The sequence below is a fragment of the Rothia amarae genome, from assembly GCF_014705945.2.
GTDB classification, from domain to species: Bacteria; Actinomycetota; Actinomycetes; order Actinomycetales; family Micrococcaceae; genus Rothia; species Rothia amarae.
This window is the reverse complement of the sequence record NZ_CP061538.1, coordinates 1,319,501-1,332,761: the sequence shown is the minus strand read 5'-3', so window position 1 is coordinate 1,332,761 and position 13,261 is coordinate 1,319,501. Positions and strand designations below refer to the sequence as shown.

At 51.8% G+C, this 13,261-nt stretch carries 12 protein-coding genes and 1 tRNA gene; 7 read left to right on the top strand and 6 right to left on the bottom strand.

Features of this window, described 5'->3' with window-relative positions:
* Positions 1-38: 38 nt before the first annotated feature.
* Together IDM48_RS06395 and IDM48_RS06390 are read right to left on the bottom strand one after the other, a co-directional pair.
* Positions 39-299, bottom strand: coding sequence for a hypothetical protein (locus IDM48_RS06395; RefSeq protein ID WP_318275042.1), 261 nt, complete (start codon positions 297-299; stop codon positions 39-41).
* A 25-nt stretch (positions 300-324) separates the two neighbouring features.
* On the bottom strand, positions 325-792 hold the full coding sequence (locus tag IDM48_RS06390) for a DUF3099 domain-containing protein (RefSeq protein ID WP_145174593.1): 468 nt from the start codon (positions 790-792) through the stop codon (positions 325-327).
* 175 nt (positions 793-967) lie between these two features.
* Here IDM48_RS06390 and IDM48_RS06385 point away from each other — a divergent pair, with 175 nt between their 5' ends.
* Positions 968-1,684 (top strand): beta-ketoacyl-ACP reductase, encoded by a 717-nt coding sequence (locus tag IDM48_RS06385; protein WP_145174596.1) that lies wholly within the window; start codon positions 968-970, stop codon positions 1,682-1,684.
* Between the two features lie 41 nt (positions 1,685-1,725).
* On the top strand, positions 1,726-2,469 hold the full coding sequence (locus IDM48_RS06380) for an SDR family oxidoreductase (RefSeq protein ID WP_190616558.1): 744 nt from the start codon (positions 1,726-1,728) through the stop codon (positions 2,467-2,469).
* 98 nt (positions 2,470-2,567) lie between these two features.
* On the opposite strand, the gene serB is transcribed toward IDM48_RS06380, so the two are convergent.
* A complete protein-coding gene (gene serB, locus IDM48_RS06375; protein WP_190616556.1) occupies positions 2,568-3,500 on the bottom strand; it encodes a phosphoserine phosphatase SerB in 933 nt (310 codons plus the stop codon).
* Positions 3,501-3,581: 81 nt separating this feature from the next.
* Between serB and IDM48_RS06370 the strand changes: the two genes are divergently transcribed.
* From IDM48_RS06370 to IDM48_RS06355, 4 genes are all read left to right on the top strand, one after another.
* On the top strand, positions 3,582-4,376 hold the full coding sequence (locus IDM48_RS06370; protein WP_190616555.1) for an ABC transporter ATP-binding protein: 795 nt from the start codon (positions 3,582-3,584) through the stop codon (positions 4,374-4,376).
* Between the two features lie 92 nt (positions 4,377-4,468).
* Positions 4,469-5,272, top strand: a complete 804-nt coding sequence (locus tag IDM48_RS06365; protein ID WP_190618681.1) for a TrmH family RNA methyltransferase — start codon at positions 4,469-4,471, stop codon at positions 5,270-5,272.
* 153 nt (positions 5,273-5,425) lie between these two features.
* Complete coding sequence (locus tag IDM48_RS06360) at positions 5,426-5,683, top strand: type B 50S ribosomal protein L31 (protein ID WP_068170978.1); 258 nt, start codon at positions 5,426-5,428, stop codon at positions 5,681-5,683.
* A 150-nt stretch (positions 5,684-5,833) separates the two neighbouring features.
* Entirely contained in the window at positions 5,834-6,997 is a 1,164-nt protein-coding gene (locus IDM48_RS06355; protein WP_190616553.1) for an LCP family protein, read from the top strand.
* A gap of 93 nt (positions 6,998-7,090) precedes the next feature.
* On the opposite strand, the gene IDM48_RS06350 is transcribed toward IDM48_RS06355, so the two are convergent.
* Complete coding sequence (locus tag IDM48_RS06350) at positions 7,091-8,236, bottom strand: hypothetical protein (protein WP_190616551.1); 1,146 nt, start codon at positions 8,234-8,236, stop codon at positions 7,091-7,093.
* 152 nt (positions 8,237-8,388) lie between these two features.
* Positions 8,389-11,034 (bottom strand): aminopeptidase N, encoded by a 2,646-nt coding sequence (pepN, locus tag IDM48_RS06345; RefSeq protein WP_190616550.1) that lies wholly within the window; start codon positions 11,032-11,034, stop codon positions 8,389-8,391.
* Positions 11,035-11,225: 191 nt separating this feature from the next.
* Here pepN and IDM48_RS06340 point away from each other — a divergent pair.
* A tRNA-Leu gene (locus tag IDM48_RS06340) sits at positions 11,226-11,312 on the top strand.
* Positions 11,313-11,437: 125 nt separating this feature from the next.
* Here the strand turns inward: IDM48_RS06340 and IDM48_RS06335 are convergent.
* A complete protein-coding gene (locus IDM48_RS06335; protein WP_190616548.1) occupies positions 11,438-13,063 on the bottom strand; it encodes an L-lactate permease in 1,626 nt (541 codons plus the stop codon).
* Positions 13,064-13,261: the final 198 nt, after the last annotated feature.

Genomic DNA, 13,261 nt, shown 5'->3' with positions numbered 1-13,261 from the left:
CTACACAGGCAGCCTGAACACTTCCTGCCCGCACCAACCTACTCAGCAGAAGAAATCTCCTCCGTCGCCTTCCAAAACCCACGCGAGGAAAGAAAAGACTCCAAAAACTCCCGATGCTCATCACACGCCAGCCACACCTTGCGCCGCAGAGGCGTATGAATATTCGGGTTATTCCACAACACCTTCCACTGCGCTACCTCAGTACATCCCTTACGAGAGCACACCAACACCTCTTCGACATCGCCAGACTCTCGCCCCATACCAGAGGCACCCAAAGAACCTAAAAGATCCACTTCCACACACCCTCTCTGCACACACAACTCATCAACGCCCAGAATCCTCTACCACTTCACCATCAATCACCTCAACAATATCTTGCTCACCCACAACCCCGTCCTCACCGGAGACAGACGGCTCAGGCGCCCCCGAGAAACCCCGCTCACCCTCAGCAGACCCAGCCCCCTTCACCTGACCCAAAGCAAGCTGCTGATCCACCGACAAAAACGCCGAAAAATCCTCAGAACGCGCCCGATCCTCACCATTAGCAAAAACAACAGCCACCCACGGCAACACACCAGCGGCAACAATACACGCCCACATCACCCAACCATCAGTAAACAACGCAGCAACAATACACACCACACGCAAAAACATCTTCAACGCATACGAACGAAAACGCGCATCCACACTCTCAGAATGACGCCCCTGCGCACTAGTAATCGAATGCACCTCAGGATCCGACGCCAAACCATACTGGCGCAAATCCTCCTCAGTCCAAATCTTCGACACCACGCAACCTCCACCCCATCGAAAACGAGCCGCTCCTCAGACTCACCGGTGTAACTCAACACCCCCACCAGTCTAAAACTAAACTGCAAATCCACAACTAAACACCTCACAGAAAACAAACCACCACCCCACCACCAGTAAGATAACTGAAGAACCCAAAAACACCGGAAGGAACCCCATGCCAGAAAACACACCCCAAACCGTCCTCGTCACCGGCGGAAACCGCGGCATCGGACACGCCATCGCCACCGCCTTCAAAGAAGCCGGACACAACGTCTGCATCACCTACCGCTCAGGCGAAGCCCCCACCGACTTCTTCGCCGTCAAAGCAGACGTCCGCGATTCCGCATCCATCGACGCCGCCTACAAAGAAATCGAAGCAAAATTCGGCCCCGTCGAAATACTCGTAGCCAACGCAGGCATCACCAAAGACATGCTCCTCATGCGCATGAAAGAAACAGACTTCACCGACGTCATCGACACCAATCTCACAGGAGCCTTCCGCGTCATCCAACGCGCCACCAAAGGAATGCTCAAACTTAAACGAGGCCGCATCATCCTCATCTCCTCCGTCGTCGGACTCTACGGCGGCCCTGGCCAAGTCAACTACTCCTCCTCCAAAGCAGCACTCGTCGGCATGGCACGCTCCATCACCCGCGAACTCGGCGCTCGCAACATCACCGCCAACGTGGTAGCCCCCGGTTTCATCAACACCGAAATGACCGCAGTACTGCCCGAAGAAACCCAGGCAAAGTACAAAGAATCCATCCCCGCCGGTAGATTCGCAGAACCCGAAGAAATCGCCAACGTCGTCACATGGCTCGCCAGTGACCAAGCAGCGTATATCTCCGGCGCTGTCATCCCCGTCGACGGCGGCCTCGGCATGGGCCACTAATACAGCCCCCAACAATCCCCATCTCAATGCAAAGGAAAGACATGTCAGAACTACACGGCAAAACAATCATCATTACCGGCTCATCTCGTGGCGTAGGCGCAGACACCGCACAGATTCTTGCTGAACAGGGTGCAAACATCGTCATTAACTACCGTTCCAAAGCACCCCGTGCAGAAAAAATTGTTGCAGCAATCGAAGAAAAGGGCGGCAAAGCAATTGCCGTCGGTGCAGATATCACCAATGAAGGCGACGCCCGTAACCTCGTAGACACTGCCGTCCAAGAATTCGGGGGAGTCGACTACCTCATCCTCAACGCCTCAGGCGGCATGGAAAAAGGAATGGTCGAAGACTACGCGATGATTCTCAACCGTGACTCCCAGTTACGCTTAGCACGCCTGACTGCAGAACACATGCCAGAGGGGGCTCGCATCGTTTTCGTCACTAGCCATCAAGCACACTTCATCCGCGAAGTGGAAACCATGGAGGAATACACCCCCGTCGCGCTTTCTAAGCGCGCTGGTGAAGATGCGCTCCTCGAAGAAATCCCGGCTCTGCAAGAAAAAGGCATCTCTCTGGTCGTTATCTCAGCAGACATGATTGAAGGCACCGTTACCGCCTCGCTCCTCAACCGCCTCCACCCCGGCGCTCTTGAAGCACGCCGCGAAGAAGCGGGCAAACTCTACACCGTCAACGAATTCGCTCACGAAGTCGCAAAGATGGTAACCGCCGATGTCGAAACCGGCCACACCGAACTCGTCGGCGGCGGAACCGGCTTCATCAAATAAACAAATCACCGCAGACAAAAGGGGCTGTCCACACCACCGTGTGAACAGCCCCTTTGCGTTTAACGCAGGAGTGAAAACCCAGCGAGCCTCTACTGACGCTACAGCCCCAAAAAATGACGAACCGCGTCCAGCCGATACACATTAACCTGCGCATCAGCGACCTCTCGAAGAGCCGGCTTAGCATTAAACGCAATACCAAATGCAGCCTCGTCCAGCATCAGTTCATCGTTGGCACCGTCACCAACCGCCACCACATGCTGCTTTGAAACACCGGCCTCCTTCGCCCACTCCTTCAAAGCAGCACGTTTAGCACCGGCATCAATAACCTCACCAGCCAACTTTCCAGTCAGCACACCATCAGAAATTTCCAACCGATTCGCCCGCGCAAAATCCAAATCAATCCGCTCAGCCAACGGACGCAAAATCTCAATAAACCCACCAGAAACAGCACCCACCACATGCCCCCGATCATGCAAAGCACGCACCAGCGCAAAAGCACCAGCAGTAAACGTCAACGAATCAGCCACTTCAGAAAGTAACGACTCAGGCTGACCCTCCAAAACTGCCACACGATCCCGCAACGACCTCTCAAAATCAATCTCACCACGCATCGCAGCATCAGTAATAGCCGCCACCGCATCACCCCGACCGGCCCCAGCTGCTAACTGATCAATAACTTCCTGAGACACCAACGTTGAATCAACATCTAACAACACCAATAACTTCTCACCCGAAGTAATCGCTTCAGGAACAACAGCAAAATCAAGCCCAGCAGTCTCCGTCACCGGCAAAGAACGCAAATGATCCCGCAAGCTCTCCACCGAACCGCTGTAAGACGCAGAAGCCACATACGCCGAATACCCGGCGCTCTCAAATTCGCCCTCCACAGCAGATTCAGGAACAACCAACTCCATCCCCGCCTCAACCTCAAGACCATCAATACTACTCAATGCAACATACAAAAGCTCTTCATCAACAACTGCATGAATCGAACCATTGGAAACGCCAACCAAGCTAAATTTCTTTGTCATAGCCACAGTCTACTGACAACCACCTCACAACACACCCACCGCATTTTCCACCCGCACCTTCACACCGCTAAAGTTAGATACATGACCTCAGTACTAGAATTTAGCCAAGTCACCGTTACCCGCGGCGCACAAAACCTCATCCATAACATCAATTGGACCGTCAACGACGGCGAACGGTGGGTCATCCTCGGCCCCAACGGCGCCGGAAAATCAACCCTCCTCTCCATCGCGGGCGCTCGTTTGCACCCCACACGCGGCACCGTAGATATCCTGGACGAAATTCTGGGTGCAGTAGACGTCTTTGAACTCCGCCCCCGTATCGGTCTAACTTCCGCTGCTATTGCCCACACCATCCCTGAGCACGAGAAGGTTCAGGATGTCATTGTTACTGCAGCCTACGGAATTTCCGGTCGTTGGAATGAAGAATATGACGGCTTTGATACTGAGCGCGCCAACGAACTGCTAGTTGCCTGGGGCATCCAAGATCTTGCCCAGCGTACTTTCGGTAGCCTCTCCGACGGCGAGAAAAAGCGCACTCTCATCGCTCGCGCTCTGATGACCGACCCTGAACTCCTCTTGTTGGACGAGCCCGCAGCAGGTATGGACATCGCTGGTCGCGAAGACCTGGTTACCCGTCTCACCGACCTTGCACAAGATCCCACGGCACCTGCGACCGTCCTTATTTCCCACCACCTCGAAGAAATTCCTCCGGGATTCACCCACGCGCTGCTATTGCGCAACGGCGAAGTAGTGGCTTCCGGCCCTATCGCAGAAACCATCACTGCAGAGAACTTGGAAAAAACGTACGGTATGGCTTTCGACCTCTCCTCAACTCCTCATGGTCGCTTCACGGCCTTCGCCCGCAACGCTCAATAAGATTCTGAAAATCAGCACTCGTGTCTAAAAAACAACTCTCTGCAGAAGATCTTGTGGAGCGCTCACAGCGTATTCAGAACATTCCTTCTGTCATGCCCCTTGATGAGATGCCTGAAGAAACCGCCCGGTATTTTCAGCAGCTTACCGACGTCAAACTCCGGTCCTTGCGCGAACCCCAATGGGGTATTTACATCGCCGAATCTTCCAAAGTTATTCGACGGGCGCTAGATACTGGTCACACACCCCATGCCTTTCTCATGAGCGAGAAATGGGCAGATGACCTTTCGGATGTTTTGTACGCTCACCCGAACACTCCCGCTTATGTGGGTTCCGAAGATGAATTGGAGCGGGTTACCGGTTTTCACCTTCATCGAGGGGCGCTGGCAGCGATGATTCGCCCGGAACCGGTCTCGGTCAAGGGTTTGGTGCAGAACGCGCGGCGTGTAGCTATCTTGGAAGATATTGTGGATCACACCAATGTGGGGGCTATTTTTCGCTCGGCAGCAGCATTGAACGTTGATGCAGTTTTGGTGACCCCGCGCTGCGCTGATCCTTTGTATCGTCGTTCTATTCGAGTTTCGATGGGTACTGTCTTTCAAGTGCCTTGGGCACGAATGGGGCAGTGGCCGGACGCATTGGATATTCTCCACGAGCAAGGGTTTACGACCGCCGCATTAGCTCTGGAAGAAGATTCGCTAACTCTGACGGACTTAGCCCGACGGCACCCCGAGCGTCTTGCGTTGGTCTTGGGTACTGAGGGGCACGGTCTGCACCCACGTACTTTGCAGAAAACTTCCCACACCGTCATGATTCCTATGTCCAACGGTGTTGATTCGCTGAACGTTGCCGCTGCTTCGGCGGTAGCTTTCTGGGAGACTCGGCCTGAGTCAGCATAATTTTGGTGATATTCACGGTCAAATCGTGCTGGGGGAGTACGAGCGGTGTTATTGTAGAGAGCTGGTTAGTTTAACCGGCACATTCAATGAGATAACATCTCAACCCGTTTCAAAAGTTCCTGGCAAAATCCAGGGATAGAAGAAGGTATTACTATGAAGTCAGAAATCCATCCTGATTACCACGCGGTACTATTCCGCGACCTTGCATCAGGCAAGACCATCCTCACCAAGTCCACCATGACCTCAAATAAGACTGAGACTTGGGAAGACGGCAACGAGTACCCCCTCGTTGAGGTTGAAATTTCCTCCGAGTCACACCCGTTCTACACCGGTAAGCAGCGCATCATGGACTCTGCTGGTCGCGTGGAGCGCTTCAACGCTCGTTTCAAGAACTTCGGTAAGTCCGCTTAAGTTTCTTTCTAACCTTGGGTTAGAGCTACACCCCACACTCGTGAAACATCACAGGTTGTGGGGTGTTTTATATCTGAGCCACTACAATAGGGGACAAAGGGCGTCGTGCCCCAGTCCGCTTCATTGGCTTAAAGTACAAGGGAATTCACTATGTCTCATACCGGTTCAGAGGCAACCGCACCCCGCAAAAAACGGGGGAAACTTATAGCTGGCATCATCCTGGCGATTGTGTTGCTTCTAGGTATTGGTGGATGCGCCTATATCGCATCCATCGGAGCTGCTTGGAACAATGGCACAGAGAAATTCTCTGGTAGCGAGTTCCCGGCTGATGACGGGAATGTAGCGAAAGTGGATGAATTCACCAAAAAGGTTCAGGCAGATAAAGAGGCTCTTTCTAAAGACGCCACCGTTACAAACGACGCCGGAAAAAACAACGCTACCGAGAACGACAAAAACGGTAATGGCATTGCGGACAGCGTTGAAAACGGCAAAGTGACCGCGCGTCCTGCAGAAACGGGTGCTACCGATATTCTGTTGCTAGGCAGCGACTCGCGTGCCGGTTCTGCCGAGGCAGCTACTGTGAGCGGACAGCGCGCCGATACCATCATGCTATTGCACGTACCCAAAGACGGCTCAGATGCATATCTCATTTCGATTATGCGCGATACCTGGGTGAATATTCCTGGGTACGGTTCTGCAAAGATTAATGCCGGACTCAACTACGGCGGTCTTGACCTTCAGGTAGCCACCATTGAACAGCTCTTGGGTACTCGAATCGATCATATCGCCGAAATTGATTTCGCCGGATTTAAGGGTCTCACAGATGAGCTGGGTGGCGTGACCGTGCAGGTTCCGTTGAACTTCCAAACCGATGACTACACCTTTACCCAGGGTCCTATGCACTTGAACGGCGATCAGGCTCTTCAATTCGTTCGTCAGCGCTATCAGTTTAGCGACGGCGATTACCAGCGCGTCCGTAACCAGCGAATCTATATGAATGGGTTGCTTGATACCATCAAGAGCAAGGGCGCCTTCGAAAATGCAACTCAGTTCAAGTCAATGGTTGAAACTATTTCTCCCTATGTCACGGTCGATTCCGGTTTATCGGCCGGTGAAATCGCCAAGATTGCGGCTCCCTATATTGGCAGCGGAGGAGTAAATCTTCATATGATGACTCTTCCCAACGCTGGCACAGGCTGGTCAGCAGATGGTCAGTCCATCGTGGTGCTAGACCAAGCAGCTACCTCTGATCTCAGCCAATCTCTTACCAACGGTACGATGAGCGATTACATTTCTCGTTACGGGGAAGACTAACGATGAAGTAGCTCAGAATTTCTGAGTGCTCACACAGGAAAGGGGCTGTTCACTGAGGTGAACAGCCCCTTTCCTGTATGGGATATCTGACAGTTACTGGTCAGAGGTAGCTTCCATAGGGGGTCGTCCCATGAAAAGACCGAGGAAAACAATGGAAGCTCCTAGCACTATTGCCAAGATGCCCAACATCGGTTCTGCGAAGACCACGAACACACCGCCGATCAGGATGAGCGCCCCTACAATGCCCAGGAGCAAGGCAATACGACGATTGGGGTTTTCTACACCAGCACCGCTCTTCACCTCCACTGAACCGGGGCTATCAGAGGCTGTGCCTCCTCCTACTGAGAACGATCCCACCAAACCGCGTTTTTTCTTTGATAGATTCTGGCGATTTAGTTCACCCTCTGTTGGTTCGTATGACTCCGGAACCTTAAAATTTTCGGTTTCAGGCAGAAGCTCAGGAACATTGTTGGGCAATTCTTCGAACCATTCGGCAGGAAGTTCTGAGGCTCTAACCGCTTGAACGGTCAGCGAAAGTTCAAAGGCATTGCCTCGGATAGTTCCCCACGCACTGGTGAGCTTGTTGCGCTCAAACGCATAACGAATGACAGGGGCAAGTTGCTCAGACATCTGGGTGCTTAGCCTGCCCACTTTCTTGCGATCGTGGAAGACTTCGACAGAGTCAATAAAACTGCCATCAGGCTGACGAAGTGCGTTGACTTCTAGAGAGAGGATAACCCGGCCTTCGCCGCTGGGCGGCAAAATGCTGTGAAGGTACTCCGCGTAATCCTTCTCATCCAGGACCTTCATAGATGGACCTTGCGGGAGCAAAGTAGCCTGCGTGGGTGCCTGATTCAAGGGAAAGAGGGAATGGGCAGGGCTGAGAGATAGTAGCCCCTCGCTCTCAATGAAGCTTTCTCCGTCGCGTCGTCGCAGGACGGCAGAAAGCTGCAGGTGCGCGATAGCGTCGTAACCTGATGCCACGACTCGAGTAATGGGTTTCCAGTACTCGGCAGAATCGGCAGGGGAGAGACGTCCTATTTTGATGTCGTCTATATAGACGGCAATGCTATTGGGTTCATAGGGATTATTAGGTTCAGGAATAAGTCGTGCTTCACCGTTCCACACCTTTTCTCGATCAATTTGGAGCTCCTCAAAGACCTGAAGAATCTCGGCATCGTAGTAATCATCGGTAATAACCCTGAGGGTTCCGCGATCTCCGAGTGAGTAATCGGTCAAGGCGTGCTCCTTCTTTTTATCGCATTTTCTCAAGTTATAGCTTCTCACGAAAAAGCCGGTTTGACAGTGCTTATCATGTCAAACCGGCTCTTATCTTTACTTTTTCTCAGAGAGCTCTCAGAGTAAGTAAGGAATATGAATCAAATAATGCTCTACCCCTGGTTGAAATGCTGACCACGCAGGGCTCGCTGTGCGTCATCGAGGAGTTCGAGCAGCAGACGGCGGAGGGCAGAAGGTGCTTGAGGATGTTTATCGAGCCATTCTTTGGTCTGCCTTACGACAGGATTATTGTCCCCCTTTCCGTCGGCAATGTTTACCTGGGGGTAAAGGCCTAGGATCACACGCGATGCCATTCCAATGGATTTTTCCTGCCAGGTATTCAGTAGGGCATCGAAATATTGCAGGTCTAGTCCTTCCCTCAAAGTGGAAGAGCCGTGTTGGAAACCACGTGCTGTAGCGGTGAGAATATCGTTAGACAGCTCTGAGTCAGTAAGGACGCGATGAAACGCATTCACTTTGTTCTCCCGCTGGGGAAGGGAAGCACTAGCCTCCGCGTATCCTCGGTCTCCGAGGGCGCTGGCTGTGTGGGCTTGAGCTTGCTGCAGGATATCTTCGGTGGTTTCGTTAAGGCATGCAAGTGCCTTGAGTGCAGACCATCCAAGGGTGGGATTCAGATGCATGCCTGGGAATCTATCGGTTTCTGCTGTGGAGCCAACAACTGCACCCGGGGCGAATAGTTCGGCAACCTCTTTCCCCTCAGGAGTATGGGCTGCTACCGAAAGAATGGCGCGGATTAGAATGAGCTGCTGGTCGCTTCCTGGTTCCGCAGAGGCACTTGCCTTCTTGAGAGCTGCTAGGAGCGAATCCCACAGGGGTAAACGTTGTTCAGCGGGGACGTAGTGTGCAATTGCTGTTTGCGCCTGGGAGGTAATGCTGGTCAGCAGGGTGGCTGATTTTTCTTGAGCCAAGCTATTCTCGACGGCGACGAGGAACTCGTGAACTTCTAGTTCGGCATCGCGCACCTGGTTCCAGAGGCTACCCCAGATGAGCCCACGGGACAGAGAATCTGAGACAGTCGAGACATATTGGAGGGCGGTTGCCCGCCCATTCTCTGGGCTGACAACTACTTTTGCGTAGGTGAGATCTTCTGTGTTGAGCAAAATGGCATCGGCTTCAGTAACAGAAAGTTTCTGGCTCTCCGAGAGCGGTACAGTCACGAGCGAATGGTCGCCAGCAGGGATTTCCAGCGGTATGGTGTCAGTGAGTTCTAGCTTGGAGTCCTGGAGCTTGAAGGTGCCAATATTGAGCTGGTGGGGGCGTCCTATGCTAGGGGACACGGCTGCAGGTAGTTGCTGCTCCACCTCAAGTTTGAGGAGGTTTCCTGCTTTGTCGTATCGTCGATGCGCGTAGAGCTTCGATAGACCTTTGGTCTGCAACCAGGCTGATGCCCAGGTAATGACGTCTCGTTCAGAAACTTCATCGAGCACGGTGAGGAAATCATTCAGAGTGGTGTTGCCACCGGCAAAGCGTTTGAAATAAAGACGGGCGGCTTGGATGAAAGTTTCAAAACCTACGTAGGCAACAAGCTGTTTGAGAGCTGATGAACCCTTGGCGTAGGTAATACCGTCAAAATTCTGTTTTGCAGCTTCAAGATGGGGAATTTCAGCCACGATGGGGTGGGTGGTCGGCATCTGGTCTTGAGTATAAGCCCATGCCTTACGACTGTTGGCGAAGGTTACCCATGCCTCGTCGAACTGCCCTGCTTGTTTTGATCCCAGAGTTCCCATGAACTCGGCAAACGACTCTTTCAGCCAAAGATCATTCCACCATTTCATCGTGACGAGGTCACCAAACCACATATGGCTCATTTCGTGGCAAATGACGTTCGCACGCGCCTCTAGCTGGGCTTCAGTCGCCCCGGATTCAAACAGATAGTTCTCGGTAAATGTAACCATGCCGGGGTTTTCCATTGCGCCCAAGTTATATTCCGGCACAAATGCTTGCTCGTATTTGGGGTAAGGGTAGGGATAATCAAAGAGGTCCTGGAAGAAGTCGAGACCTGCTTTGGTAACGCTGAAAATGTCGTCAGAGTCAAAGTGCTCTTTAAGGGATTGGCGGCAGTACGCCACTAGTGGCATCGCCCCCGAATTGATTGCGGATTGAGGCTCGTATCGGTCCGTTGCTACAAAGTATTCACCCGCCAAAATAGTGGTGATATACGTCGAGATTCGCTCTGTTGACTTGAAGACTCGTTTTGTAATCGAGCTATCAGAAGGATCCTCAACGGTGCGTTCTAACTCGGCGTTGGAGCTGACCACCCAATTTTTAGGGGCGGTAATGCGGAAATTGAAAACTGCTTTGAGGTCTGGCTGTTCAAAGTTCGGAAAGACGCGTCGAGCATCGGCTGGTTCGTACTGGGTATAGAGATAGGTGCGCTGGTCGCTGGGGTCGATAAACCGGTGCATTCCCTCGCCAGAACGAGAAAAATAAGATCTGCCGTGAATGGTTAATATATTTTCTTTAGCCAAATTCTTGAGGATGATGCGTGAGCCTTCAACGACGTCGTTGACGTTGAGATGCCGACCATTGAGTTTTACTGAATCGACAGAGTGGTGGATGTAGTCGATGAACGTTGACCCACCTTCCTGGGCCGCGAATTTCACGGTGGTAACCGTGGGGTAGGAGTCGAACGTCGTATCGGACGCGTAGGTAAGGTCGACGTGCACATCGTAGGTATCGACGGTGAGGAGGTTTGCTCGCTCACTGGCTTCTTGCTGAGTAAGATTTTCATTGTTCACAGAAATAATGTAGCAACAGATACATCTGGACTATAAATAGGTGGGGCTTCTTTCTGAAGGCGACCTTACATGAAGTTGTGGTGCGAAACACTCCAAAAGAGGTCGCCTCGATTTGCGTCCCTTCAGATACCCGTGTAAATTATTACCTGTTGCCAAGAGAGGTTTGAAAAAACTTATCTAAAACATCACCTGCGCGGGTGGCGGAATAGGCAGACGCGCTAGCTTGAGGTGCTAGTCCTCATATATCGAGGGTGGGGGTTCAAGTCCCCCTCCGCGCACAAAGTATATATAAAAAAGAGCTCCACAGAATGTGGGGCTCTTTTTTGTTGATATCTTCTGGTGATAAGAGGAGCCCCGTACTTTCAATTACGGGGCTCACACTTTATTTTGAATTTAATATCTCTTAGAAGATGAAGGAGAGAGCAAAAACCCAGATGCACATGATGGCCAACAGTGCCAAGCTGTATTTGATGGCCGCATTTGTAATCTTTGCCTCCTCTCCCGCCATGTTAACCGATGCCGCAGCGATTGCAATCGACTGGGGCGAAACCATCTTCGCCACGACACCACCAGCGGTATTGGCAGCAACAAGGAGGTTCGGGCTTGCACCAATCTGCTGTGCCGTCGTTGCCTGTAGAGCAGCGAAGAGGGTGTTGTTATTGACTACCGAACCGGTTACAAACACGCCAATCCAGCCGATGACGGGGGAGAGGAAGGGGAATATGAATCCAGTCTTTGCCACCGCCAACGCAATGGATGAGCTCATGCCGCCAAAGTTCATAACGTTAGCAACTGCCATCACCAAGCAAATCATGACTACAGGCTTCCACAGCTGCAAGATAGCGCCCTTGAATTCTTCACCAGCTTCTTTCCATGAAATGTTAGAAACAACGACAGTGAGTAAAACAGCAAGCAAAATAGCTGTACCTGAAGCGCCGATAATGGACCAGGTGTAAACGGCTGTCATTGGTTTCGGAGTCTGAACAATGGGGGCAACCTGCTCAATTTTCTGGTGCAATGCTGGCATCTGAATCTTGATATTGCTCCATGCCAATAGACCTTTTTCGCCCCATAGAGCTTTCACTGCAGGAACGGACCACAAAAGAATGAATCCAGAGAGAATTAAGAAGGGGCTCCATGCCTTGAGGATTTCACTAGCCTTGAACGAAGTGTTTGATTCGTGTTCCAAAGCAGGTGCATTTTCCTCGCGGTAGATATAGGAAGGTTGCCATTTCATGCAGATAAGAGCAAGAATTACTAACCCAACCAGCGGAGGAACAATATCGACGAGTTCAGGACCGACTGTAGTGAGAATAAGAGCTTGCAGACCAGAAACGACGATACCTATGACGAGCGCTACCCAGCCAACCTGGCGAACTCCTCGTAAGCCGTCTTGTACAAGAACAATGAGCAGCGGAATAAAGACGCTGATAATTTGCAAGACCGGCACCATTTCCGCGTTAAGAGCTGAAGGGTCTACGCCACCTTGTTTAGCGCCAACTATTACAGGGATACCGATTGCACCGTAAGCACCGGACGCTACGTTGGCAATCAAAGAGTAGAGGGACGCTTTAATCGGGTTGAAACCCAAGGTGACGAGTAGTGCGGCACAGATAGCAATCGGAATACCGAATCCAGCAGCGCCTTCAAGGAAGCCGCCGAAGCAAAAAGCAATGAGCAAAACCTGAAGTCGTTGATCTGCGGAGATAGCGGAGATCGATCCCTTAATTACGGTAAAATTCCCGGCTCGAACAGTGATTCTGTAAAGCCACACAGCCATCAAAACAATCCAGCCGATGGGCCACAGGCCGTTTAGAACGCCGTACCCCGAGGCGGAAAGAGACGCCGCAAGAGGCATGTGGAACACAAAGACGGCTAGAACAACAGTTGTTATGAGAGAAACTATTGCTGCGTTGAGGCCGGACCATTTGAGGACGGTCAGCCCCAAGAGGAAAATAATAATCGGAATAGCCGCGACCAGTGCGGAAAGATAGGGAGAGCCCAGAGGATCATAGACCTGCTGCCACATGTGTGAGATTCCTTTTCAAGAGGTTTTGGTCTGAGAGGAAAAATATCGTCAAACCTGAGTGTACAGATAGAAATTTCCCCCTTGCTCTCTAGAAAAATAATGAACTCAGCTACGGAAGTAATTAGAGTCAATCTACACTAAAGCTACATTTCAACGGATTTATGTAGCTAACCTATTTCATGCTAAAGACATGAAGCT

Excerpts from the sequence above, each read along its gene's own strand:
- IDM48_RS06385 (WP_145174596.1), top strand. The coding sequence starts at position 968 with ATGCCAGAAAACACACCCCAAACCGTCCTCGTCACCGGCGGAAACCGC.
- IDM48_RS06380 (WP_190616558.1), top strand. The coding sequence starts at position 1,726 with ATGTCAGAACTACACGGCAAAACAATCATCATTACCGGCTCATCTCGT.
- serB (WP_190616556.1), bottom strand. The coding sequence starts at position 3,500 with ATGACAAAGAAATTTAGCTTGGTTGGCGTTTCCAATGGTTCGATTCAT.
- IDM48_RS06370 (WP_190616555.1), top strand. The coding sequence starts at position 3,582 with ATGACCTCAGTACTAGAATTTAGCCAAGTCACCGTTACCCGCGGCGCA.
- IDM48_RS06365 (WP_190618681.1), top strand. The coding sequence starts at position 4,469 with ATGCCCCTTGATGAGATGCCTGAAGAAACCGCCCGGTATTTTCAGCAG.
- IDM48_RS06360 (WP_068170978.1), top strand. The coding sequence starts at position 5,426 with ATGAAGTCAGAAATCCATCCTGATTACCACGCGGTACTATTCCGCGAC.
- IDM48_RS06355 (WP_190616553.1), top strand. The coding sequence starts at position 5,834 with ATGTCTCATACCGGTTCAGAGGCAACCGCACCCCGCAAAAAACGGGGG.
- IDM48_RS06335 (WP_190616548.1), bottom strand. The coding sequence starts at position 13,063 with ATGTGGCAGCAGGTCTATGATCCTCTGGGCTCTCCCTATCTTTCCGCA.